Raw genomic sequence first — 22,765 nt, 5'->3', positions numbered from 1 at the left:
CCGCGCCCCGGTGTTCGGCCGGGACGCGGAGGGCGGGGGCCCGCAGGTTGCCGCTGCCGCGTGACGCGGTAGGTACAGCGATCAGGCCTTGCCCTGCATGGAGCGGCGTGCGGGATTGCTCTGCTCCGAGGCCTTGGGGTCCTTCTCTCCCGCCTTGGAGCGAACTCCCTGCTCGATCCGCTTCCCGATCGTCTTGTCGATGTTCGACCAGTACTCGAACGCGCGGAGCAGCACCGGCTCGGTAACGCCGTTGAGCAGGTGCCCGACGACGTTGTCCACCAGACGGTCCCGAGCCGCGTCGTCCAGGACCTCGCGCACCAGGGTGCCGGCCTGGCCCCAGTCGTCGTCCTCCGCGTGGTCGACGTACGCCGCCCGGGTGATGTCCCCGTCGGCGTACCAGCTCGGCGGGGAGCCGTAGCGGGCGGTGTCGGCAGCCGGACCGCCCTTGGAGTTCGGCGCGTAGACGGGGTCGGCCGTCTTCCGGTACGCCATCGCTCCGTCCTTGGAGTACGTGTTCACCGGCACGACGGGCGCGTTGACGGGGAGCTGCTGGTAGTTCGCCCCGATGCGGTAGCGGTGGGCGTCCGCGTACGAGAACAGCCGGGCCAGCAGCATGCGGTCCGGGCTCGGGCCGATACCGGGGACCAGGTTGTTCGGCTGGAAGGCCGCCTGCTCGATCTCCGCGTGGTTGTCCGTGGGGTTGCGGTCCAGCGTCATCTTCCCGACCTTGATCAGCGGGTAGTCGCCGTGCGGCCACACCTTCGTCAGGTCGAACGGGTTGAACCGGTAGTCCACCGCGTCCCCGTAGGGCATGACCTGGACGTGGAGCGTCCAGCTCGGGTAGTCGCCGTCACGGATGTGCTCGAAGAGGTCACGCGTGTGGTAGTCGGTGTCGGCCGACGCCATCTGGTCACCCTCGTGCTGGGTGAACGTCTCGATGCCCTGGTCGGTCTTGAAGTGGTACTTCACCCAGAAGCGCTCGCCCTGCGCGTTGATCCACATGTACGTGTGGGAGGTGTAGCCGTTCATGTGGCGCCAGCTGCGCGGGATACCTCGGTCGCCCATCAGCCACGTGACCTGGTGGGCCGACTCGGGCGAGAGGGTCCAGAAGTCCCACTGCATGTCGTGGTCGCGCAGGTTGCTGTCCGCGCGGCGCTTCTGGGACCGGATGAAGTGCTGGAACTTCATCGGGTCCTTCACGAAGAACACGGGGGTGTTGTTGCCCACCATGTCGTAGTTGCCTTCGCTGGTGTAGAACTTCACCGCGAAGCCGCGCGGGTCACGCCAGGTGTCCGGGCTGCCGCGCTCACCGGCGACGGTGGAGAACCGAATGACCAGGTCGGTCTTGGTGCCGGGCTGGAAGAGCGCGGCCTTGGTGTAACCGCTGACGTCCCCGGTCACCTCGAAGTGGCCGAAGGCACCGCTGCCCTTGGCGTGCGGCTGACGCTCGGGAATCCGTTCACGGTTGAACTGAGCCATCTGCTCGATCAGGTAGGAGTCCTGGAGCAGGATGGGACCGGCTGGACCGACGGTGAGCGAGTGTTCGTCGCTCTCGACAGGGATGCCGGCGTCGGACGTGGTCGGCTGTTGCGATGCGCTGGTCACTTTCGTTCCCCTTCGTCGTGGGGTGTGGGTGCGGAAGGTGGGTCGGGGTCATGGACACGGGGCGGCTCGTCGACGTCGAGACCGGGCGTGGACCTCTGTGCGGGCCACTCACGCCGACCGGTGTCTCCCCGCTCTCCAAACATCGCCGTACCAGTAACCGGTATCAACGTAGCCAAACATGGACGAGGGGGCCATCGGAGGTTTCGGCTCGGCCGCCTCCTTCCGCGGAGCGGCGCCTGCGGCCGGCTCGGCAGGACACCGCTGCCGTGGAATTCCGGCCGTAGGCCCGCCGTGAGGATGCCCGGATGCGCTCCGGCGGCGCGCCCGCCACACCCCCACGGGCCGGCGACCGCGCGGTGCGGTAGGTGAGGAAACCCGGGCGGCCCCTCGCCGGCGGTCCGTCTCCGTCCTGACCGCCTCCTCGTCGGGGCGGCTCACAGCCCGACGCGTGGTCGTCAGCCCCAGACAGGAGCCGAGAAGACGCTGGCCGAGGTGTACCCGGCGTGCGGGATCGCGGGCCAGCCCGCGGGTTCGTGCTGGGTGCGGTGGAAGTCCGCGGCCACGAGTGTCGCCAGGTTGAAGTAGGCCTCGCGGGTCTGGGGCTTCATCCTGTCCAGGTCGATCTCCGCCCCCGCCGAGAGGTGCTCGTCGAAGGGGACGACCACCACCCCCCGGCAGCGTGCCCGGAAATGGGCCACCACGTCGTCCAGCTTGACGATCTTGCTGGTCCTGCGCGGTTCGGACACCACGGTGATGCTCCGCTGGACCAGGTCCGCGTAGCCATGGGCGTTGAGCCAGTCCAGCGTGGTGCTCGCACTGGCGGCGCCGTCCACGCTGGAGGTGGCCACGACGATCAGCTGGTCCGCAAGGGCCAGCACGCCGCCCATGGCGCTGTGGAGCAGCCCGGTTCCGGAGTCCGTGAGGATGATCGGGTAGTGCTGCCCGAGGCAGTCGACGACCTTGCGGTAGTCCTCGTCGTTGAAGGAGGTGGAGAGGGCGGGGTCCACGTCGTTGGCGAGAACCTCCAGCCCGCTCGGGGACTGGGACGTGTAGCGGCGTACCGCCATGTAGTTGGGCAGGTTCGGGAGGTCGGCGACCAGGTCACGGATGGTCGCGTTCGTCTCCCGGCGCACCCGACGGCTGAGTGTGCCCGCGTCCGGGTTCGCGTCGATCGCCACGACCCGGTCCTGCCGCTCCGAGGCGAGCGTCGCGCCCAGGGCTGTCGTGGTGGTGGTCTTGCCGACTCCGCCCTTCAGGCTGATGACGGCGATCTTGTAGCAGTCCATCACGGGTGTGTGCAGGACGGCCAGCTTCTCCTGTCGTACCCGTTCGGCGTTCCTTCCGCCGATGCGCAGCTTCTTCAGGTTGCCACGGACACCGGCCTTGTTGCGCAGGAGCCGGTCGGACGAGAGCTCGACCGAGGAGCTGTGACCCAAAGCGCTGCCGTGCCCGGGGAACCCGGGCGGGGCGGGGGCATACGCCGGAGCGGGCCGGTGGTTCGTCTGCGGGCCGGCGGAGAACCGTGACGGCTGTGTCGCCCCGGTGTACGGGCGCGACAGAGGTGCCGCGCCCGGATGGGCGGCGCCGACCCCGTCGGCGGAAGGCTGCGTGGCGAATTCACCTGGCGTCAGCGCATCGGTGGACCGTACCAGCGGCCGGGACTCACGCGACGCGGACGTCTGGGGCTCGCCCGCCCCGTACCGCTCCGGAGGCATGTGGCCTCCGAGGTCGTCCGCGCATCCCTCCTCCCGCTCGGGAGCGTGGCTTCCAGCGCTGATGTCACGGTCATTAGTCATACTGTTCAGTCCTTTCGATGATCCTGAAGAGCTCATGGGAATGGTCCCGGCGCGTCGGTGGCGGGATGGTTCGACGGCCGATCTACCTTGTGGTTCCGGTTGCCGAGACGCTTCTTCGCGAGGGCGGCTCCCGATATCGGGCGCAGACAGCTGTGGCCGACCGACAGGAAGGCATTGCTGGGTATCGGCACCTGTATCCCTGGGCCTGACGGCACCGGGCACGGGGCTTTCGGGGCGTCGCAGACCCTGGGGGCGGGCCGGGCTGAGGTGTCTGGACGAAAGGAGTTCAGGAGCGTCGGCTCCCTTGGTCCCGAGGTCCTTCACAACTCGAAGGTGCGACGGCTCGGCGCCGGGGCGGAAGCGTCTTCGGACCAGCATGCCGTTGTTGTCGATCGACAATTCATGCTCTATGAACTGTTCTACGGTCAGTACTTGCTTCTGCCTGATCGCAGAGCGCGGCGGTTGCCTCCAGGTCATGGCCTGCCCGTGGCCTCCCCACTCGCGCACGGACAGTGCGCGGTGTTCGGCGGCGTCCATGGCCCGCTGGACATCCGGCGGGATCTCGATGCGACTCCGGACCCGGTACCGTCCGGTCGCCAGATCGTCCGCACACTGCAACTGCACCTTCAGCGGGCCCATGAAGGAGTAGTGCTGCGACTCTGCGTACGCGCGCACCTGCTCGACCAGTTCCTCGCCGAGCACCACCAGGCACGCGCTGTGCAGGGCATGATCATCGGTGTTGAGCTCGATGACGAAACCGTTGGGGGCGACGGTACGGTCATGACTCCAGATCCGGGCGTTGACATCGCACTCGCGTCGGAGCGCGCCGACGAACTCCAGGGGCTGCACCGCAGACTTGAAAGCTTTGGCGAAGGCGCCGTTGACCCAGGCCTCGAAGCGCCGCTCCAGCTTGTTCAGCGTTCCCACTGTGAGCCTTCCAGTATGGATCGCCCTCCATTCGAGCGAATGCGCGTTCACTGACTGGATCCTTTTTAGCCAGATTTGGGACGTTGCTGCGCTGTGTCGTGGCGATTCACTCGATCGTCTCCGCAGTAGCCCGCTTCGGCCGATTCCGGGCCCTGTGGCCGGCGTGGGATCCGTGCGCGACCGGGCGGTGGCAGTGGTGATGAGGAGGGGCTGGGGCCCCGTCCGAGCTGGGACTTCTCGGCTTCCGTCGCGTGTTCCGGCCCAAGAGCGGGTGGGGCCGGAACGCGCGTCATGGGAGGGGTTGGCCCGACGGAGGCGGGTCGGTCCCGTCGCCTGGTGCGGTCTGCCGGTCGCCTGTACATCCTTCATGTGCCGGGGCTGGCCGTCGCCTGCCGCCCGACGCACCGCGAAGCCGCCCTGCCGGGCGGCGAGGCGCAGGGAGGTGTCAGGCCGGCTGCCAGACCTGGGCGAGCGCCGACTCGGTGAGGACGTCCTCGGGGTGGCCCTGTCCCGTCAGGCGGCCGTCACGCAGGAGGAGGCAGGCGTCCGCCGAGCGTGCGGCCCCCAGGTCGTGCGTCGCCTGGACGACCGTCACTCCGTCGGTGACCAGCTGGGTGAGGACCGCCGTGATCCGGGCCCTGGCCTCCGGGTCGAGTCCCGTGGTCGGCTCGTCCAGAAGCAGCAGGTCCGACTCCTGCGCCAACCCCTGTGCGATCAGGGCCCGTTGGCGCTGGCCGCCCGACAGTTCGCCGAGCTGCCGGGTGGCGATCTCCCCTATGCCCAGCCGGTCGAGAGCGGTGTCCACCGCGGCGCGGTCCCGCCGGGTCAACCGGCGCCAGAGGCCCCGTTCGCCCCAGCGTCCCATCTCCACGGTCTGCCGGACGGTCAGGGGCAGGGTGTCGCCCACGGCGCCGCGTTGCGGGACGAAGGCCGGTGGCCGGGAGCCGGTGTGGCGGAGATGTCCCGATGTCGGCTCGATCACACCGGCCATCACGCCGAGCAGTGTCGACTTCCCGCTGCCGTTCGGCCCGACGAGTGCCGTCGTAGCCAATGACGGTATGGCTGCACTGAGTTCGTGGAGGACCGGCCGTCCCGGATAGCCGGCGCACAGCTCGGTGAAGTGCACGCGTGCCGTCCGGTCCGGGAGGTCGGAGGGTGAGGGGTGATGTTTGTTGAACATGATTTTCATTGTAGTGTCGCGGCATGGACTGGTTGACGGCACCGTTCGAGGTGACCTTTGTGCAGCGCGCCCTGTGGGGCGGAATCCTGGTGTCCGCCATCTGTGCGCTGGCCGGGACCTGGGTCGTGCTCCGCGGCATGGCCTTTCTCGGGGACGCGATGTCCCACGGGCTGCTGCCGGGAGTCGCGTTGGCCGCCCTGTTCGGCGGCAACCTGCTCGTCGGTGCGGTGGCGAGCGCCGTGGTGATGACGGCGGGGGTGACCGCGCTCGGCCGCACTCCGAGGATCTCCCAGGACACCGGCATCGGCCTGTTGTTCGTCGGGATGCTCTCGCTCGGCGTCATCATCGTGTCGCGATCACAGTCCTTCGCCGTTGATCTGACCGGCTTCCTGTTCGGTGACGTCCTCGCCGTCGGGGAGCAGGACCTCGTCCTGCTGGGGGTGGCTCTGCTGGTGGCGACGGCCGTCTCGGTCCTCGGCCACCGGGCCTTCCTCGCCCTGGCGTTCGACCCGCGCAAGGCCCGCACCCTGGGACTGCGCCCGCGCCTCGCGCACGCCGTACTGCTCGCACTCCTGGGCCTCGCGATCGTCGCCTCGTTCCACATCGTGGGGACGCTGCTGGTCCTGGGACTCCTCATCGCCCCGCCGGCGGCGGCCCTGCCCTGGGCGCAGAGCGTCCGCGGAGTCATGCTGCTCTCCGCACTCGTCGGCACCACCGCCACCTTCGGCGGACTGCTGGTGTCCTGGCACCTGAGCACCGCCGCCGGAGCGACCGTCGCGGCCCTCGCGGTGAGCCTGTTCTTCGTCTCCCACCTGGCATCCGGCCTGCGCCACCGCCGCACGAGCCCCGCCAACTCCACCCTCCCGAAAGCCGACTGAAGGAAAGCTGTGGCGATCGCCCCGACCGTCCGAAGAAACGTCACTCCGTGGGCCTCGGCCGCCCTGGCCCTCACCGCGCTGCTCACCACGAGTTGTGCGGGGAAGCACTCCGACGCCCCCGCCCCGCAGAAGAACTCCTCCGCCACCACTCCGCACGGGTACGTCGAAGGAGCGAAGGAAGCCGCCGAGCAGCAGTCCCGTCTGCTGCTCAACGACCCCGGCACCGGTGACAGCCGGGTGCTCGACCTCATCACCGGAAAGGTGCGCTCGACGGCTCAGGTGGCCGGCGCCGAACAGCTGGACACGGACGGCCGCTTCGGCTTCTTCCACACCGCCCGGGGCACACACGTGCTCGACAGCGGCGCGTGGACGGTGGACCACGGCGACCACGTGCACTACTACCGCGCGGCGATACGTGACATCGGCGTTCTCCCTGCGGGCGCGGGCGCGCAGATCCGCAGTGACGCCGCGGTGACCGCGGCCACCGACAAGGACGGCCGGACGGGACTCTACGAACGTACGGAACTGGAGAAGGGGAGCATCAGCTCGATCCGCACACTTCCCGGGCCGCACACCGGAGCCGTCATACCGTACGCGGAGCACCTGCTGGCCCTCGTGGAGCGGGACGGTACGGCGAAGGTCTCGGCGTACGACCGTGCGGGACGGCCCGTCGCGTCACCGGACGCCGAGTGCGACGAGCCACGAGGCGATGCCGTCACCCGGCGCGGAGTGGTTCTCGGATGCGCGGACGGCGCCCTGGTCGTGGGCGAGAAGGACGGTGTCCTCACCGCCGACAGGATCCCGTACGGCCGCGACGTACCCGCGGCGGAGCGTGCCACCGCGTTCCGCCATCGCCCCGGCAGCGACACCCTCACAGCCCCGGCCGGCGACCGGGCCGTCTGGGTACTGGACGTCACCGACCGTGCATGGAAACGGGTGAGCACCGGCCCCGTCGTCGCTACGGGCACCGCGGGGGAGGGTACTGCGCTGCTCGTCCTGGAGACCGACGGAGCGCTGCACGGCTACGACATCGACACCGGCGAGGAGGTCGCCCGCACCGAGCCGCTGCTGACCGGATCCCAGCGGACCGGCACGAGCACGAGCGGGCCCACGATCGAGGTCGACCGCAGCCGCGCCTACGTCAACGACCCCAAAGGCAAACGCGTGTACGAGATCGACTACAACGACGACCTGCGCGTCGCGCGCACCTTCGACGTGGACATCGAACCGCGTCTGATGACGGAGACAGGCCGATGACCACCACGGCGGAGTCGGGCGCCGGCAAGCGCGCGAGGGTCCGGGTGGCGCGGCTGCGGAGCCTGCTCATGGGCCTGATCGCCCTGACGACAGTCGCTGCGGGAACAGCATGCACCACCGATGGCGACCAGCCCCGCATCGTCGTCACGACGAACATCCTCGGCGACATCACACGCCAGATCGTCGGCGACGAGGCCGAGGTCACCGTGCTGATGAAGCCCGACGCGGACCCGCACTCCTTCGGTCTGTCGGCCGTGCAGGCCGCCGAGTTGGAACGCGCGGACCTCGTGGTCTTCAACGGCCTGGGCCTGGAGGAGAACGTACTGCGTCACGTGGACGCCGCACGCGAGTCCGGGGTGGCCACCTTCGAGGCCGGCAAGGCCGTCGACCCGCTCACCTTCCACGCGGGAGACGACGGAGGCCCGGAGGAGGAGGCAGGCCAACCGGACCCCCACTTCTGGACCGACCCGGATCGGGTACGCAAGGCGTCCGGGCTGATCGCCGACCAGGTCGTCGAGCACGTCGGCGGTGTGGACGAGCAGGCGATACGCGCCAACGCCGCACGCTACGAGAAGCAGCTGGCGGACCTCACCACCTGGATGGAGAAGTCCTTCGCCCTGATCCCCGAGGACGAGCGCGCCCTGGTCACCAACCACCACGTCTTCGGCTATCTCGCCGACCGCTTCGGCTTCCGCGTGATCGGAGCGGTCGTTCCCAGCGGCACGACTCTCGCCTCCCCCAGCTCGTCCGACCTGCGCGCGCTCACCCGGGCCATGGAGGAGGCCGGAGTGCGGACCGTCTTCGCCGACTCCTCCCAGCCCGACAAGCTCGCCCAGGTGCTGCGCACGGAACTCGGCGGCCAGGTGAGCGTCGTCGAGCTGTATTCGGAGTCGCTGACCCGGAAGGACGCCGGCGCAGGCACCTACCTGCAGATGATGCGCGCCAACACCACTGCCATCACCGACAGCCTGGCCGGCGGCTAAACACACCCTGCCCCCGCGGAGAACGGCGTCACCGAGCTCGTTCCGCACCACGGCCGCGACCCCGCGGCCAGAAAAGGAAGCAAACCGATGAACAAGGCGATACGCAACAGAACCCTCACCGGAGCGGCACTCGCCCTGGCGGTGTCCACGGTCCTGACGGCCTGCGGCGGGGAGACCACCTCCTCGTCCACGGCGAAGGCGAAGGACGCGCCGAGTGCCGGATCGGCCGACCCGGTCGGCAACCCCCTCGTCGCCACCTTCGACGGCGGCCTGTACATCCTCGACGGCAAGAGCCTCGAGCTCGCCGAGACGATCGAACTGCCCGGCTTCAACCGCGTCAATCCCGCGGGGGACGCCGACCACGTCGTCGTGTCCACCGACAAGGGCTTCCGCGTGCTGAACGCCACCGGGAAGGCCCTCACCGACATCGAGTACGAGGGCGCCAAGCCCGGCCATGTCGTCCGGCACGCCGGGAAGACCGTCCTCTTCACCGACGGCACCGGACAGGTCGACGTCTTCGATCCCGCCGAGCTGGGCGGAGGGAAGAAGCCGGCAGGCCGCACCTACACCTCGGCCGAGGCCCACCACGGCGTCGCCATCGAACTGAGCAACGGTGAACTCCTCAGCACCCTGGGCACCGAGGAGAAGCGCACCGGAGCCCTGGTCCTGGACAAGAACGACAAGGAGACCGCGCGTAACGAGAACTGCCCCGGCGTCCACGGCGAGGCGGCGGCCCAGGGAGAGGCGGTCGCCGTCGGCTGTGAGGACGGCGTACTGATCTACAAGGACGGAAGCTTCACCAAGGTCGATGCCCCCGACGACTACGGGCGGATCGGCAACCAGGCCGGCAGCGAGGAGTCCCCGGTTCTCCTCGGCGACTACAAGACCGACCCCGAGGCCGAACTGGAACGGCCGACCAGGGTCTCCCTGATCGACACGGAGACCTCGAAGATCCGCCTCGTCGACCTGGGAACCAGCTACTCGTTCCGCTCGCTCGCCCGTGGCCCGCACGGCGAAGCCCTCGTCCTCGGCACCGACGGCTCCATCCACGTCATCGATCCGGACACCGGCAAGGTCGAGAAGAAGATGCCCGCGGTCGGCAAGTGGCAGGAGCCGCTCGACTGGCAGCAGGCCCGTCCGACCCTCTTCGTCCGCGACCACACCGCGTACGTCTCCGAACCGGACAAGAGCGCCCTGCACGCCATCGACATCGACAGCGGCAAGAAACTCGCCTCGGTGACCCTGCCGAAGAGCACCAACGAACTGTCGGGCGTCGTCTCCGCCCACTGACCCGCACCGCCCCGGACGCCGGGTGGAACCGCGTCGTGTGGCCGCTCCGGACATGCCGGAGCGGCCACACACGTCCGGTGTCCCTGCCGCGAGGAAGGTACGGACACCGGCACGTTCACAGGCAGTCGCAGCCCGTGCCGTAGAACAGAAGGAAGACCGCCGTGGTCGCGGTCAGTGTGAAGAAGGCCGTGGTCATGGCGGCGACTCCTCGACGACGACGTCCCTCCGCAGTGTCGCGGTACGTCCTCCAGCCTCCGTGGGCGAACAAGAGGCTCAGCACCCCCCAGGCCGACGACCGTGGACCGAGGGCTGAACGACCAGCTCAGGTAGAGACCGAGACCCAGCCCGAGGACCAGAGCACAGGCGAGCACGCCGAGAAGCATCTCGGCGACCACTTCCCCGACCGTCTCCATCAGGAACTCGGCGACCCCCTTGCGTACCCCCACCGCACTCCTCTGTCCCTTGCGAGCGTCCCCGGCCTCGCACGGACCGGTGGCAGATCAGAATGTATCGGGAAGCCGAGGGAGACAAGGGGAGTCGGCTGCCCCCCCCGTGCGGTGACGGCGCGGAGCGCCTGGCGCACGCCCACAGAGCGCGTGTCGAGGCGTGGTGCCTTCCACCCGGCCGAAGCCGTGAGCTACGTCCGTGATGCTCGCCCGGGGCGCGGGCGCGACGGGCGACCGCGGTCCTCGATCCGTCTGGCGGGCCTCCTGGGCGCGGCGCACACTGACCTGAGAGGGCTTGTGGTCCGGAGAGGACTGGGGCATGGGTGACTACGTGGACCTTCCCGGTGTCAGGACGTGGTACGAAACCGACGGAAGCGGCGAGCCGCTGGTCCTGCTGCACGGTGGCTTCTGTACCAACGCCACGTGGGGCGCGCAGCGCGCCGACCTCGCCGCCGCCTATCAGGTACTCCTGCCCGAGCGGCGTGCGCACGGGCACACTCCCGACGTCGCGGGGCCACTCTCCTACCGGGACATGGCCGAAGACATGCTGGCCTTCGTGGAGAGGGTCGTGGAAGGACCGGCACATCTGGTGGGGTGGAGCGACGGAGGTGTCGTCGCGCTGCTCATGGCCATCGCCCGGCCCGACCTCGTACGCAGGGTCGTGGCGATCGGAGCGAACTTCCGGCCGTCGTCCGAGTGCTTCGTCGAACCCGCGATGCTCGACGCGATGACTCCGGAGGGGCCCGACCTCGCGCTGTTCCGGGAGATGTACGAGGCGGATTCGCCGGACGGCGCCGGCCACTGGCCGGTGGTCGCGGCGAAGATGATCGAAATGTGGCGCACCCAGCCGACGCTCACCACCGAGGACCTCATGCGGGTCGAGGCCCCCCTGCTCGTCATGGTCGGCGACGACGACATGATGACGCTGGAGCACACGACCGCGCTGTACCGTGCGGTCCCAGGTGCCCAGTTGGCAGTCGTCCCCGGTGCGTCCCACCTCGTCCCCCTGGAGAAGCCGGCCCTGGTTGACCGGCTGATACTCGAACATCTCTCACAGGACGAGGTGGACACGATGATGCCCGTCCGACGCGCGCCGGCGGCCGGGGCGCCAGGCGGCGGCGCGAGCTGAACGCCGGGGCCGGATCGTCCGGCGACTGGCGGATGTCGAGCCCTCCGTTTCGGGATCGTGTGGCGCACCGGAGACCGCTGTGTCGTCGGAAAAACTCCTGAGACGTGTGCCGAGCCCCCCGCTATGGTGACCCGATGGCGTCGATCAAGCAGGTCCAAGTCACCTTCGACTGCGCGGAACCCGAGCGCGTCGCACGTTTCTGGTGCGAGGTGTTGGGTTACGTCGTACCGCGGCCACCGGACGGGTTCGCGACCTGGGACGACTACCACCGCACGCTGCCCACGGAGCAGCAGGGGGCGTCGTTCTCGTGCAGTGACCCCTCGGGCGTGGGCCCGCGGCTGTATTTCCAGCGCGTTCCCGAAGGAAAGGTCGTCAAGAACCGGGTCCATCTCGATGTGCGAGCGGGTGCCGGGCTCGTGGGTGAGGAGCGCCTCGCCACGCTTCAGGCCGAGTGCGCGCGACTGGTCGCGCTCGGCGCCGTGTGCGAGCAGGTGATGCCCGCCAACGAGGAGAACGAGTCGTGCATCCGGATGCACGACATCGAGGGCAACGAGTTCTGTCTCGACTGAGCGGCGGGGACTTCCCCGTGCCGGCCGGCTACGGACGAACGGCCGGAACCCTGCCCGGAGCCCGCAGGGTTCCGTACGGCTCACCGCCTCCCCTCGCTCCGAGCGGGCCGGACCTGTGGGGGAGTGGCAGGCTGGAGAAGGCGGCCGGGACGGACCCGCCACTCACCCTCGGTCGCAGGTCACACACCGCAGGTCGTGGCGGTGCACCCTGCGTCGCTCCGGGCGCAGGGGGTACGCGACGTGCGACACCGGCTCGCCCCGTACCAGGAGGGGCGCGCACCGACGGGAGCTACGACATGACCGACCGCAGGCCCCAGGGAACCGCCTACACAGGGGCGGAGGCCAGCCCGCCGCCGATACCCGCCGACATGCCGGACCAGCAGGTACAGGAGGGCGAGGACGCCCTCGACGTGATCGTCCCGCCCGGTGCGGCGGACCCGGATTCCGAGCCCGACGGGGACGTGCCCGACCCCGACGAGGCCGGATCAGGCCGCGACGCCGCTCGCCAGGCCGGAGTACACCCGGAACATCCGGCGCCGGACGAGTCGACGGGCTGACGTCTCCGCGGCGCGGATTCCGTGCGCCGCAGTGGCCTGCCGTCGGAAGGCAGGAATGAGTCTGCGGCTTGCCGCGCCCGCCGTGTGCAGCGGACCTGCCCCGGGGGCAGGTCCGCTGCACATGTGATGCTGGTCGGATGACTGATCGACGTGACATCTCCTTCGTCCGCCGGCCGGCGCAGGGCCCCCGCGATCAGGATGGACTCGCTGTCCTGCTGGCGGCCTACCACCTGCGGACGCAGGCGGAGAAGGGCGCGGCCGTCGCTGACGTGGACCGGCTGCCGGAGCGCTACCGGGCAGAGGTCCTGGACCCGGACGGCGCGTTCGCCGACGATGTCGTGCTGCTGGCGCTGAACGGGGACGCCGCTGTCGGCTGTCTGGTGGTGACCGCTGCCGTCGGCGGGCGGTGCGAGGTCAAGAGGCTCTGGACGGTTCCTGAGCTCCGTGGGAAGGGCATCGCGTCCGGCTTGGTCACCGCGGCTCTGTCGCACGCTGCGGACCTCGGGGTCGAAACGGTGTGCCTGTCGGTCTGGCAGTGGCGGACGGACGCCATCGCCCTGTACGAGCGGCTCGGTTTCACCGCCACCGAGTCGTGGGACGGTCGGAGCCGACTCGTGTGCATGGAGCGCGCCGTCTGAGCAGCTCGGGCCGTGCGTCCCCGGCAACGAACAGGGCGGCGTACAACGGCGTGCCGGTGGTGTACGCCGCCGTCCGACCGGAGCGGACGGGACAAATCGCGGCGGGCGCTCGACCGGCCGGCCCGTAGCTGGCCCGCTACTCGGGGTCGCGGCCGAAGAGCGACGTGGACCAGAGGTGGCCGAGCACGGCCAGTCCCAGGCACCAGGCGAGAGCGAGCCAGCCGTTGTGGCCGATCTCGCTGCCCAGGAGCAGCCCGCGGAGGGTTTCGATGGCGGGGGTGAAGGGCTGGTACTCGGCGATCGGCTGGAACCAGCCGGGCATCGCGTCGATCGGGACGAACGTGCTGGAGATCAGCGGCAGGAAGATCATCGGGAGGGCGTTGTTGCTCGCCGCCTCGGCGTTGGGGCTGGACAGACCCATGCCGACCGCGATCCAGGTCAGCGCCAGGGCGAACAGCGTGAGCAACCCGAACGCCGCGACCCACTCCAGCGCGGTGGCCTCGGTGGCCCGGAACCCGATGGCCACCGAGACCACGCCGACGAGTACCACGCTCATCACGCACTGCAGCACGCTGCCCAGGACGTGCCCGACGAGAACCGACTCCCTGCGGATGGCCATGGTGCGGAAGCGGGCGATGATGCCCTCGTTCATGTCCGTGGAGACGGAGACTGCGGTGCCCACCACGGTGGAGCCGACGGTCATCAGCAGGATGCCGGGGACCAGATACGCGATGTACTCGTCACGGTCCGCCCCGCCGCCTCCCAGACCCGCACTCATCACGTCGCCGAAGACGTAGACGAAGAGCAGCAGGAGCATGACAGGTGTGAGCAGAAGATTCAGCGTCAGGGAGGGATAGCGGCGGGCGTGCAGGAGGTTGCGGCGCAGCATCGTGTGGGAGTCGCGCACGGAGAGGGTGAAGGCGCTCATCGGACCTCCTCCTAGGTCTGGGCGGGGACGGTAGCGGGGCCGGTGAGGGCGAAGAACACGTCGTCGAGGTCGGGGGTGTGGACGGTGAGTTCGTCGGCGTCGATGCCGGCGGTGTCGAGGCGGTCGAGGATGGTGCGCAGGTCGCGCTGGCTGCCGTCGCTGGGGCCGGTGGTGGGTTCGTCGAGGAAGATGATGCGGGGGTCGCCGACCAGGGTCATGGCGATGTCGAGGCGGCGTTTCATGCCGCCGGAGTAGGCGGAGGCGGGTTTCTTCGCGGCGTCGGTGAGGTCGAATCGTTCGAGGAGTTCGGCGGCGACCCACCGCCCCTCGGCCTTGGGCAGGCGGTGCAGGTCGGCCATCAGGAGCATGTTCTCCTCGCCCGTGATCAGCCCGTCCACGGCGGAGAACTGCCCGGTGACCCCGATCGCCGCCCGTGCGGCCTGCGGGTCGGTGGCGAGGTTGTGACCGGCGACCTGTGCCTGTCCGCCGTCGGCCGAGACGAGGGTGGAGAGGATCTTCACGGCGGTGGTCTTGCCGGCGCCGTTCGGGCCGAGCAACGCGAACACGGACCCGGCGGGAACACGCAGATCGATGCCGTCCAGGACGGTCCTGTCGCCGTAGGACTTGCGCAGCCCGATGGCGGAGACGGCGGCCGGAGACCGGAGAACGTCGGCGGAATTGGATGTGGGCATGACAGATGGGGACATGGTGCCTTCCCGGCGAAGGTGGAAGTGGTGGGGGGAGTGGGTGAGTCGGCCTGCCCTGCTCAGCCGTGGGCGCGGCGGACGTCGATGTTGCCCCAGCGGGTGCGGGCGCGGATCTTGACGGTGTCCTCGGTCTCCCCCGGAGTGTCCGACGAAGTCAGGGCGTTGCGTACCTGGCCGCGGCCGGAGCTGGCGTCGAGCCAGGCGGCGGTGCCCTCCCGGACGCCGATGTCGATGGCCCCGTGATTGGTCTCCAGCTGGACCGTGCCGCGGCACACGCTGTCCACGCGTAGCGTGCCGTGGGCCGTGGTCGCCGTGACGGAGTCCTCGGCCCGGCGGATCTCGATGTCGCCGTTGGCGCCGCTCACCCGCAGTTCGCCGGTGGCGGAGCCGACGGTCGTGCTGCCGTGCGAGTTCTTCAGCACGGCGGGGCCGTCGAGGAGGCCGACGCGCATGCTGCCGGAACTCGTGGTGATCTCGGCCCTGCCCTCGACGCGGTCCACGGTGATCGACCCGTGCGACGCGGTCAGGCGCAGGGGGCCGGTGGTGTCCAGGCGTACGTCGCCGGACGACGTCTTCACGCGGACCTCGCCGAGCCGGCCTTCGCCGAGCACCTGGGCCCATGCTCCGGTCGCGTCGACGCGGGAACCCGTGGGCAGTTCGACCGTCACGTCGACGACGCCGGTACGGCCGAGACCGAACAGGCTCGACTTGGGTGTCCTGACTGTCAGTGCACCGTTCGCACAGGTGACCTCGGTCTGCTCGGCCGTCCGCACGTCCAGGTCCTTCCGCGGATCACGGGGCCGCACCTCGACGACCGTCGTGCGACTGTCGCTCGCGGTGAACTGGAGGGACCCGGCCTCCATGTGGGCCGTGGCCGAGATCGGTTCGGGAGTGTCGAAAGAAGGCATGGCTGTCCCGTCCTCTTGGGTTCTCAGGGCGTCCCCGCTGTGGGACGTGAAGTGGGTGAAGCAGACGTGGGGCCGGGTGCGGTCAGCGCACCCAGCCCGTGAAGCTCTGTCCGACGCTCCTGGACTTCTCCGTCGCGCGTGGTCGTGCGCCTCCGTCGACCGCGTACGACACGGCGCGTACCAGCCACGCGTTGACCGACAGGCCCTCGCGGGCCGCCGCCTCCTCGGCGCGGGCCTTCAGGTGAGCCGGCAGGCGCAGGTTGACGCGGGCGGTGCCTCCTTCGTCGCCGTCGGCCGGGGCGGGGGGCGACGACGGCCCGGCGGACGTGGACGGCTCCGTGGGGGCGCCGCCGTCGGTGGGCGGGAGTGTCACCACGAAGTCGGGGTCGAGGCCTCGCAGCCGTACGTCGACCGAGCCGGGTGCGAGTTCACGGGTGATCTCGTCCGTCGCGGCGGAAAGCACGTTGAGCATGGTCAGCCGGGCCGCCGACTCCAGGGGGGCGGTGAGCCTCTCCGCCAGCTCGCGGGCTTCGTCGCCACCGGCTTCGGCGGCCACCGCGAGTTCGCGGCGGAGGGTGTTGACATACGGCGTGAGATCCATGACGCCATAATGGCACCACTGTGGTGCCACACGCAACCGACATGCCCCCATCTCTCGGCCTCCGTGCATAGAAACCCTCTTGACCTGCTGGGATGGGCGGGTTTTCGTTCAGGTGAGGTGTGTCTCGCTCTGGTTCAGGCAGTAGGTGGCGTCCGAGATGGCGCCGATTGGCACTAAGTGGCGCCATATGGCGTCAATCTTGAGCCGTGTGATGCCATGCAGGCGATGCGGGTGAGTCCGGCCCGAAGGATTCAGGCTGAGCTGGAACCGCCCGGCGCAGCCCGTACCCGCCTCCCGGTGAGGCAGCATGAGCCGTATGGATTCACCTGCGCAGCCGGAGCGGACTCCCGATGGGCGCTACATCGTGGTGAAGGGCCGGAAGTGGCGGGCGACGGACCCGGAGATCCCCGAGGACGTCGCAGCCCGTCTGCGTCGCCACCTCATGGCGGCACGACGCGCGGTAGCCGCTTCACGGCGGAAGGACGACACCGCTGCCGAGAAGCGGGCCCGGCGCCGGGTGCACACGGCGAAGGTGGCGCTCGGTGAGCGCGGTACTCCGTGGTGGGAGGAATCCCTCACGGAGCGGCGCCGACGGTGGGAAGACGGCGTCGGCGAACTCGACGCCGACCAGCCGCTGTAGGGGATACGGCCCGGCGTCGGCTCGCAGAGGAGACGCCGTCGATCCCTTCGATCGTGTTCAGATCAGTGGCGAGGTGGCCCGCTTCGTCGAGGGCGAGGAGGCGCACGACCGCATGGACCGGCTGGCCCGGAAGTACCTCGGCAGTGAGCGGTTCGAGTGGACCATGCCCGTGGAGCGGCGGGTGGCGGTGATCGTACATCCGACCAAGGTGCGGCACATCGTGGGTGTGGAGCGATTCCGGCCCGGCGGACCCGTTCCCGCTGCCTCCTGACAGCCGTGCCTGACTCACCGCCACCCGGTCGGCCCGAGGTCCCGAGCCGCCGCGCGCGGTCCGACAACTCATCCGGCCCTCGTCCTCCTTCCGTTCCTCACGGTGGGGGCTGACACGGTGAGGGCGACGGTGTTCGCACCGACGATCACCATGACCGCCGCCCAGGAGGTGGGGGCGAGATGCTGGTCCAGCACGACCAGGCCCACAACCGCGGCGAGGACCGGGTTGACGCTCATGAACACGCCGAAGAAGTGCGCCGGGACACGGCGCAGTGCGAGCAGATCGGCAAGGAACGGAACAGCTGACGACAGCAGTCCGGCGGCCAGAGCGCAGCCGAGAGCCGCAGGATCGGGGGGATTCCGCCAGAGCGCGACGGCTCCTACGGGAATGTAGAGCGCGCCTGAGACGGCTGCGGCCGCCGCCGAGCCCTCCATACCGGGCAGGCGTCTGCCCACGGTCCGGTTCAGCAGGATGTAGCAGCCCCAGCACACCGCGGCGAGCAGGGCCAGGCCGATGCCGAGGTAGTCCGTGGACGGGGAGGGGCGGGCCAGTACGACGACCGCGCCGGCTGCCGCGAGGGCGCACAGGGCGTCCGTCCGCCTACGGGATCCGGCGAGGGCCACCGCCAGTGGACCGAGGAACTCCAGGGTGACCGCCAGTCCGAGCCCGATACGGTCGATGGCCGTGTAGAGGGACAGGTTCATCGTGGCGAACACCAGCGCCAGTCCCAGCACCGGTCGCCATTGTGCTGAGGTGTACGACCGCAGACGCGGTCTGCCTGCCGCCCAGAGAAGCCCGGCCGCCACCCACTGGCGTACCGCGACGACCCCCACCGGTCCGATCACCGGGAAGGCCAGTGCCGCCACGGACGCCCCGACCTGGTTGGACAGCCCGCTGCCCACCATCAACGCCACTCCGCCGAGGCGGCCTGCTCGCCGAGCGGACGACGTCTCGTCGACAGCGGCAGCAGCCCGGCCGGCGGCGCTCCCAGAAGTTCTCAGCACCATGCGCTCACGGTGCGGGATCCAGCACCATGCGCAAAATGCATCAATGGCGCTGTCGATACGCTGGGCGTATGGATACGCATCGAGGAGCCTTGGCGGGACTGGAGCTGAGGCACCTGCGCTGTCTGACGGCCGTCATGGACGCCGGCAGCTTCACCGATGCCGCGATCGAGCTGGGCATCTCCCAGGCCGCCGTCTCCCGTAACCTGCTCGCCCTCGAGAAGATCCTCGGTGTCCGCCTGCTGCACCGCACCAGCCGGGCGGTCGCGCCCACACCCGCGGGAGTGCAGGTGCTCGCCCGCGCCAGGCTCCTGCTCTCCGGTGCCGACGAACTCGTCACCGCCGCGGCCGCCGGGCACGCCCGGCTGCACATCGGCCACGCCTGGTCCGCCTTCGGCCGCCACACCACGGAGTTCCAGCGCCGCTGGCACCGCAGCCACCCCGGGACGGAGCTCCGGCTCATCCGGCACAACGCCCCCACCGGTGGCCTCGCCGAGGGGCTGTGCGACATCGCCGTCATCCGTGCTCCTCTCGATCTGAAGTCCTGGTCGCACGCGCTCGTCGGCCACGAGCGGCGCGTCGTCGCTCTTGCATCCGACGATCCCTGGGCCCGCCGCCGCAGCGTCCGTATCGACGAGATCGCCACCCGCACCCTCGCCATCGACCGTCGCACCGGCACCACCACGATGAATCTGTGGTCCGGCACCGCACAGCCCGTCGTGGAGTACACCCATGACATCGACGACTGGCTCGCCGCCATCGCCACCGGGCGCTGCGTCGGCGTGACGCCCCAGGCCACCGCCGTTCAGTACCGCCGCGACGGCATCACCTACCGTCCTGTGCGCGACGCGGATCCCGTGCCGGTCCACCTCATGTGGCGCCGCCAGGACGCCCACCCCGCCACCCACGCCGCTGTTGCCCTGGCCATCGAGCTGTACCGGAACGATGAGCGCACCCCCGCGAGTTGAGCGGTCGGGAGTGCAGGGGAGGAGACGATCGTGGAGCGGCACATGGAATTTCAGGAACACGTGGAGCGGATCACGGACGAGGTCGTCGGAGGGTTTCCGGCCGGCGACGGGATCTACGCGGTGACCTTCCGGATCGACAGTGTCGATCAGGACCCCAGGTTCCCGTACGTGGCGGTCGGATACACCACCGAGGCGTACGCCGCGGAGCACGCCGCCCTCGCGTCGGACTCCTGGGAGGCGCGATGGAGTTACGCGTCGTTCCCCGCGACGGGGCTGGAGGGGGTGCGGGAGGTCGGACGTGATCCCGCCGGCGCGGCCGCACACCGGCGGGAGGCGGAATCCCGGGGGTTCTGGTACGAGGACGACGACGAGCCGGACGGCCGCGACGAGCTGCTGGTGGAATGGTTCTACGAGGTGTGCGTCGGGGTGGCTCGGCGCCTCCACGGGAGCGGACGGATCATGGAGGCGCTGGGACGGCCCGTCCCGGTGATCCTGTACGACATGTTCGACCCGGACGCGATGTTCACGCTGACCTCGGAGGCCAATCCGGCGGAGCTGGTCGCGGATTTCATGTCCGAGGCCCCTCGCTGAACGGTGCGAACGCGGTCCGTCCCGCGATCGGCACCCGACCGCCCGAGGCGCACGACGTGCGGCATACGCGGGTACGACGCGCGGGACCTCCCTTCCTCAGTGCGTCTCGGAGACCGCCCACCGTTGACACCGCCAGAAGCCTTCCCTACGGTTTCCTCGCGGTTACATCGTTGTAATTGAGTAGCGCCCCCCAGCTGGAACGAGCTTCTCCCGTCCTAAGGAGCCATCCATGCGCGCCTCCCGTGCGTCGTCGAGCTGCCCGGCCGTCCGCCGTTGCGCCGCCGTGCTGGTCGCTTTCCTCGCCCTGTTGACCGGCCTGCTGAGCGGTGCGCCCGCCGCGTTGGCGGGTGACGCGGAATCGGGTTCCGCAGCGCGGGTCGCGGCAGCCGGTACGTTCCGCAATCCGCTGAACACCGGCCCCGACCCGTTCATGACGCACTGGAACGGGATGTACTACCTGACCGCCACCCAGGGCGACAGCATCCGGATGTGGCGTTCGCCCTCGCTGAGTACCCTGCTCACCTCGGACCCGGTCACGGTCTGGACCGATTCCGATCCCTCCCGCAACCGCAACATCTGGGCGCCGGAGTTCTACCGGTTCGGCGACCGCTGGTACCTCTACTACACGGCCGACGACGGCGTGGACGACCACCATCGCCTGTACGTCCTGGAGTCCGACCGGGACGATCCGGCCGGCCCGTACCACTTCAAGGCCAAGCTGGCGCCACCCAACCACGCGAACGACTTCGCCATCGACGCCGGGATCCTGCAGCACAACGGCCGCCTCTACCTGGCCTACAGCGGGATCAACCAGTACCAGCACAACGGCCTCAACATCGCCCCGATGTCCAACCCCTACACCGTCTCCGGCAACGCGGTCGCCGTCGACGGCGCCGGAGGCTGCCCGGAGGTCCGTGAGGGGCCGGAGTTCCTGTACCGGAACGGCCGGACCTGGATGACGTACTCCGCCTGCGACACGGGCAAGCCGGACTACCAGATCCAGATGATGTCCCTGCCGTCGGGATCCGACCCCCTCGTGCCCGGCAACTGGACCCAGCACCCGGGGCCGGTGTTCTCCCGAGCCGATGACCGGGGCGTGTACGGGCCGGGGCACCACGCCTTCTTCCGCTCACCAGACGGCACCGAGGACTGGATCGTCTACCACGCGAAAACGACGTCCGACTACACCTACTCCAACCGCACCACCCGCGCACAGAAGTTCACGTGGAAGGCGGACGGCAGCCCCGACTTCGGTCGCCCCCTCGCGCTCGGAGCCACTCAGAACGTGCCCTCCGGCGACCCCGGATCCGGCAACTACTGGATCAACGACGACGGACGGTCGAGTGGCGACGGGACCGTCACCTACACGGGCACGTGGAACTCAGGGACCGGATGCGCGGCCCAGTGCTTCTGGAGCGATGACCACTGGACCGACAGGGCGGGCAACACCGCGACGTACACGTTCACCGGCACCCGCATCGCCCTGTTGTCCGTCCGTGACACCGGCAACGGCATCGCGGCCCTCAGTGTCGACGGCGGTCCGGAACAACGCCTCGACTACTACGGGTCCCCCCGTACGGGCGAGACGCTGCAGTATCTCAGCCCCAAGCTCCCGAACGGTCGCCACACCCTGAGGATCCGGGTCACCGGTGAGCACGGCGACCGGTCGGGCGCCTCGTTCATCAGCGTCGACCGCGCGGAGGTCTACACGAACTGACCGACGCTCCTGTCGACGGGGAGACGTTCAACCGGCAGCGGCAGGCCCCGGCGAAGAACCGGGGCCTGCCGATCTCGGCTTTCCCGGCCGGTCACCTACGGCGGCCGAGGCTCGCAAAACCACGTCTCCTGCCCGGCCTCCGTTCCGCAGGTGCCGGACGCCGGGGGACACCGACATGGCCGAGATGTTCCATGGGCTCGGACACGGGTGCTTAGCATCCACTGCCTCAGAGGGGGGTTGCGGAGCGGAACGCACTTCCGCGCGCATTCGAACAACTTCAGGAGTCGTCGTGACGGATCGTGCGGAGCCGATCGAGTCCATGGAGCAACTCGCCGTGGTCTGGCGTGCCATGGTGCTCGACCGGGATGACAACGCGGATGTGCGTGATCTGCCCGGCCTCGCCGTCCGCTGGGCCGACTGCCGGTTCGCCTTCTGGAACTGCGTCACGCTGACCGAAGTCGGCGCGGACGCGAGGGTCACGCGACGCCGGCTGCACGAGGCGGCGGACATCATGCGTTCGAAGACGCATGCCGGTTTCCTCTGGGTCTTCGAAGAGCTCCTCGACGAGGCTGCGCGGGTCGCTCTGGACCCGGCCGCGGAGCGGGCCGGCCTCCAGTACGCGTTCGCCGGCACCGGGATGGCCGGGGATCTGCTGCCCATCGGCGAACCGGCCCACCGGGACCTGACGTTCGTCCGTGTGCGTACCGACGAACACCTGCGCGCCTACGCGGACCTCAACTCCCGTGCCTACGGTTTCCCTCCGGAGGACGGCCGTGACGGGCTCGTCGGCTCCGCCCTGTGGAAGGACGGCGTGTACGCCTACCTGGGTCTGCGTGACGGTGAGCCGGTGACGTGCGCCGCGACCGTGGAGGCGGACGGCCGCCTGTTCGTCGTCCTCGTCGCCACCGACCCGGAGTGGGAGCGCCGCGGCTACGGCGAGGCGGTCACACGGAAGGCGCTGTTCGAAGGGGGGCGGGCGACAGGCCTCCGGCGCGCCACCCTTCATGCCACGGCCGCCGGTGCGCCCGTCTACCCGCGCATCGGATTCAAGCCGAACTCACCGATGCGCTTCTTCGCGCTGCAGGACTGACGGCGGTGGGCCTCGCACCACAGGATCCGCCGCTCCTGTGTGGCGTCTGCGGACTGGTGCCGACGCACTCGTGAGACGCCCGGGA

23 protein-coding genes and 1 pseudogene are annotated in these 22,765 nt (G+C 69.6%); 14 read left to right on the top strand and 10 right to left on the bottom strand.

Annotation, left to right across the window (positions count from 1 at the left end):
* Positions 1-81 precede the first annotated feature (81 nt).
* From IA22_RS0108900 to aztA, 4 genes and pseudogenes are all read right to left on the bottom strand, one after another.
* Entirely contained in the window at positions 82-1,605 is a 1,524-nt protein-coding gene (locus IA22_RS0108900; protein ID WP_015575773.1) for a catalase, read from the bottom strand.
* Positions 1,606-2,060: 455 nt separating this feature from the next.
* Positions 2,061-3,401 carry a MinD/ParA family ATP-binding protein gene (locus IA22_RS38215; RefSeq protein ID WP_386307909.1) on the bottom strand — a complete coding sequence of 447 codons (1,341 nt, stop codon included), beginning with the start codon at positions 3,399-3,401 and terminating at the stop codon, positions 2,061-2,063.
* A 633-nt stretch (positions 3,402-4,034) separates the two neighbouring features.
* Positions 4,035-4,697, bottom strand: a pseudogene (locus tag IA22_RS38210) (DUF3662 domain-containing protein); the annotation flags it as partial.
* Positions 4,698-4,773: 76 nt separating this feature from the next.
* Positions 4,774-5,517 (bottom strand): zinc ABC transporter ATP-binding protein AztA, encoded by a 744-nt coding sequence (gene aztA / locus IA22_RS0108890; RefSeq protein WP_030123236.1) that lies wholly within the window; start codon positions 5,515-5,517, stop codon positions 4,774-4,776.
* 14 nt (positions 5,518-5,531) lie between these two features.
* Here aztA and aztB point away from each other — a divergent pair, with 14 nt between their 5' ends.
* The 4 genes from aztB (at position 5,532) to aztD (ending at position 9,916) form a co-directional block, all read left to right on the top strand.
* Complete coding sequence (aztB, locus tag IA22_RS0108885) at positions 5,532-6,386, top strand: zinc ABC transporter permease AztB (protein ID WP_030123235.1); 855 nt, start codon at positions 5,532-5,534, stop codon at positions 6,384-6,386.
* 9 nt (positions 6,387-6,395) lie between these two features.
* Complete coding sequence (locus tag IA22_RS0108880) at positions 6,396-7,643, top strand: hypothetical protein (protein ID WP_033248003.1); 1,248 nt, start codon at positions 6,396-6,398, stop codon at positions 7,641-7,643.
* A complete protein-coding gene (aztC, locus tag IA22_RS0108875) occupies positions 7,640-8,626 on the top strand; it encodes a zinc ABC transporter substrate-binding protein AztC (RefSeq protein ID WP_030123233.1) in 987 nt (328 codons plus the stop codon). The genes IA22_RS0108880 and aztC overlap by 4 nt, the downstream gene beginning before the upstream one ends.
* An 87-nt stretch (positions 8,627-8,713) precedes the next feature.
* Positions 8,714-9,916 (top strand): zinc metallochaperone AztD, encoded by a 1,203-nt coding sequence (gene aztD, locus IA22_RS0108870; protein WP_015575766.1) that lies wholly within the window; start codon positions 8,714-8,716, stop codon positions 9,914-9,916.
* A gap of 115 nt (positions 9,917-10,031) precedes the next feature.
* On the opposite strand, the gene IA22_RS37520 is transcribed toward aztD, so the two are convergent.
* Complete coding sequence (locus tag IA22_RS37520; RefSeq protein WP_245229555.1) at positions 10,032-10,184, bottom strand: hypothetical protein; 153 nt, start codon at positions 10,182-10,184, stop codon at positions 10,032-10,034.
* A gap of 497 nt (positions 10,185-10,681) precedes the next feature.
* Between IA22_RS37520 and IA22_RS0108860 the strand changes: the two genes are divergently transcribed.
* The 4 genes from IA22_RS0108860 (at position 10,682) to IA22_RS0108845 (ending at position 13,255) form a co-directional block, all read left to right on the top strand.
* On the top strand, positions 10,682-11,491 hold the full coding sequence (locus IA22_RS0108860; protein ID WP_030123232.1) for an alpha/beta fold hydrolase: 810 nt from the start codon (positions 10,682-10,684) through the stop codon (positions 11,489-11,491).
* A gap of 134 nt (positions 11,492-11,625) precedes the next feature.
* Positions 11,626-12,060 carry a VOC family protein gene (locus IA22_RS0108855; protein WP_030123231.1) on the top strand — a complete coding sequence of 145 codons (435 nt, stop codon included), beginning with the start codon at positions 11,626-11,628 and terminating at the stop codon, positions 12,058-12,060.
* A gap of 296 nt (positions 12,061-12,356) precedes the next feature.
* On the top strand, positions 12,357-12,617 hold the full coding sequence (locus IA22_RS0108850) for a hypothetical protein (RefSeq protein ID WP_014158133.1): 261 nt from the start codon (positions 12,357-12,359) through the stop codon (positions 12,615-12,617).
* Positions 12,618-12,754: 137 nt separating this feature from the next.
* A complete protein-coding gene (locus IA22_RS0108845) occupies positions 12,755-13,255 on the top strand; it encodes a GNAT family N-acetyltransferase (RefSeq protein ID WP_030123230.1) in 501 nt (166 codons plus the stop codon).
* 136 nt (positions 13,256-13,391) lie between these two features.
* Here IA22_RS0108845 and IA22_RS0108840 read toward each other — a convergent pair whose 3' ends face one another.
* The 4 genes from IA22_RS0108840 to IA22_RS0108825 all read right to left on the bottom strand — a co-directional run bounded on the left by IA22_RS0108840 (position 13,392) and on the right by IA22_RS0108825 (position 16,399).
* A complete protein-coding gene (locus IA22_RS0108840) occupies positions 13,392-14,183 on the bottom strand; it encodes an ABC transporter permease (RefSeq protein WP_030123229.1) in 792 nt (263 codons plus the stop codon).
* 11 nt (positions 14,184-14,194) lie between these two features.
* On the bottom strand, positions 14,195-14,875 hold the full coding sequence (locus tag IA22_RS0108835) for an ABC transporter ATP-binding protein (RefSeq protein ID WP_030123228.1): 681 nt from the start codon (positions 14,873-14,875) through the stop codon (positions 14,195-14,197).
* A 74-nt stretch (positions 14,876-14,949) separates the two neighbouring features.
* Positions 14,950-15,798, bottom strand: coding sequence for a DUF4097 family beta strand repeat-containing protein (locus IA22_RS0108830; RefSeq protein ID WP_030123226.1), 849 nt, complete (start codon positions 15,796-15,798; stop codon positions 14,950-14,952).
* A gap of 82 nt (positions 15,799-15,880) precedes the next feature.
* Positions 15,881-16,399 (bottom strand): toxin-antitoxin system HicB family antitoxin, encoded by a 519-nt coding sequence (locus IA22_RS0108825; RefSeq protein WP_014158138.1) that lies wholly within the window; start codon positions 16,397-16,399, stop codon positions 15,881-15,883.
* Between the two features lie 316 nt (positions 16,400-16,715).
* On the opposite strand from IA22_RS0108825, the gene IA22_RS0108820 reads away from it, so the two are divergent.
* Together IA22_RS0108820 and IA22_RS0108815 are read left to right on the top strand one after the other, a co-directional pair.
* Positions 16,716-17,039, top strand: coding sequence for a hypothetical protein (locus IA22_RS0108820; protein WP_038272047.1), 324 nt, complete (start codon positions 16,716-16,718; stop codon positions 17,037-17,039).
* Between the two features lie 73 nt (positions 17,040-17,112).
* Positions 17,113-17,310 (top strand): hypothetical protein, encoded by a 198-nt coding sequence (locus tag IA22_RS0108815; protein WP_081889782.1) that lies wholly within the window; start codon positions 17,113-17,115, stop codon positions 17,308-17,310.
* A 68-nt stretch (positions 17,311-17,378) separates the two neighbouring features.
* Here the strand turns inward: IA22_RS0108815 and IA22_RS0108805 are convergent, their stop codons facing one another.
* Complete coding sequence (locus IA22_RS0108805; protein WP_030635282.1) at positions 17,379-18,215, bottom strand: EamA family transporter; 837 nt, start codon at positions 18,213-18,215, stop codon at positions 17,379-17,381.
* A gap of 170 nt (positions 18,216-18,385) precedes the next feature.
* Here IA22_RS0108805 and IA22_RS0108800 point away from each other — a divergent pair, with 170 nt between their 5' ends.
* From IA22_RS0108800 to IA22_RS0108785, 4 genes are all read left to right on the top strand, one after another.
* On the top strand, positions 18,386-19,282 hold the full coding sequence (locus IA22_RS0108800; protein WP_030123222.1) for a LysR family transcriptional regulator: 897 nt from the start codon (positions 18,386-18,388) through the stop codon (positions 19,280-19,282).
* A 42-nt stretch (positions 19,283-19,324) separates the two neighbouring features.
* A complete protein-coding gene (locus tag IA22_RS0108795; protein WP_030123221.1) occupies positions 19,325-19,873 on the top strand; it encodes a hypothetical protein in 549 nt (182 codons plus the stop codon).
* Positions 19,874-20,102: 229 nt separating this feature from the next.
* Positions 20,103-21,590: a glycoside hydrolase family 43 protein gene (locus tag IA22_RS0108790; protein ID WP_014158143.1), complete on the top strand. Its 1,488-nt coding sequence runs from the start codon at positions 20,103-20,105 to the stop codon at positions 21,588-21,590.
* Positions 21,591-21,879: 289 nt separating this feature from the next.
* Positions 21,880-22,680, top strand: coding sequence for a GNAT family N-acetyltransferase (locus IA22_RS0108785; protein ID WP_014158144.1), 801 nt, complete (start codon positions 21,880-21,882; stop codon positions 22,678-22,680).
* Positions 22,681-22,765: the final 85 nt, after the last annotated feature.

Source organism: Kitasatospora papulosa, assembly GCF_000717245.1.
Taxonomy (GTDB): Bacteria; Actinomycetota; Actinomycetes; order Streptomycetales; family Streptomycetaceae; genus Streptomyces; species Streptomyces papulosus.
This window is presented reverse-complemented; position numbering and strand designations above follow the sequence as displayed.

Bases quoted from the DNA above. Each gene is read 5' to 3' on its own strand.
- IA22_RS0108800 (WP_030123222.1), top strand. From the start codon at position 18,386: ATGGATACGCATCGAGGAGCCTTGGCGGGACTGGAGCTGAGGCACCTG.
- aztC (WP_030123233.1), top strand. From the start codon at position 7,640: ATGACCACCACGGCGGAGTCGGGCGCCGGCAAGCGCGCGAGGGTCCGG.
- IA22_RS0108805 (WP_030635282.1), bottom strand. From the start codon at position 18,215: ATGGTGGGCAGCGGGCTGTCCAACCAGGTCGGGGCGTCCGTGGCGGCA.
- aztB (WP_030123235.1), top strand. From the start codon at position 5,532: ATGGACTGGTTGACGGCACCGTTCGAGGTGACCTTTGTGCAGCGCGCC.
- IA22_RS0108840 (WP_030123229.1), bottom strand. From the start codon at position 14,183: ATGAGCGCCTTCACCCTCTCCGTGCGCGACTCCCACACGATGCTGCGC.
- IA22_RS0108860 (WP_030123232.1), top strand. From the start codon at position 10,682: ATGGGTGACTACGTGGACCTTCCCGGTGTCAGGACGTGGTACGAAACC.
- IA22_RS0108795 (WP_030123221.1), top strand. From the start codon at position 19,325: ATGGAATTTCAGGAACACGTGGAGCGGATCACGGACGAGGTCGTCGGA.
- aztA (WP_030123236.1), bottom strand. From the start codon at position 5,517: ATGAAAATCATGTTCAACAAACATCACCCCTCACCCTCCGACCTCCCG.
- IA22_RS0108845 (WP_030123230.1), top strand. From the start codon at position 12,755: ATGACTGATCGACGTGACATCTCCTTCGTCCGCCGGCCGGCGCAGGGC.
- IA22_RS0108820 (WP_038272047.1), top strand. From the start codon at position 16,716: ATGGATTCACCTGCGCAGCCGGAGCGGACTCCCGATGGGCGCTACATC.
- IA22_RS0108830 (WP_030123226.1), bottom strand. From the start codon at position 15,798: ATGCCTTCTTTCGACACTCCCGAACCGATCTCGGCCACGGCCCACATG.
- IA22_RS0108855 (WP_030123231.1), top strand. From the start codon at position 11,626: ATGGCGTCGATCAAGCAGGTCCAAGTCACCTTCGACTGCGCGGAACCC.
- aztD (WP_015575766.1), top strand. From the start codon at position 8,714: ATGAACAAGGCGATACGCAACAGAACCCTCACCGGAGCGGCACTCGCC.
- IA22_RS0108790 (WP_014158143.1), top strand. From the start codon at position 20,103: ATGCGCGCCTCCCGTGCGTCGTCGAGCTGCCCGGCCGTCCGCCGTTGC.
- IA22_RS38215 (WP_386307909.1), bottom strand. From the start codon at position 3,401: ATGACTAATGACCGTGACATCAGCGCTGGAAGCCACGCTCCCGAGCGG.
- IA22_RS0108835 (WP_030123228.1), bottom strand. From the start codon at position 14,875: ATGCCCACATCCAATTCCGCCGACGTTCTCCGGTCTCCGGCCGCCGTC.
- IA22_RS0108850 (WP_014158133.1), top strand. From the start codon at position 12,357: ATGACCGACCGCAGGCCCCAGGGAACCGCCTACACAGGGGCGGAGGCC.
- IA22_RS0108825 (WP_014158138.1), bottom strand. From the start codon at position 16,399: ATGGATCTCACGCCGTATGTCAACACCCTCCGCCGCGAACTCGCGGTG.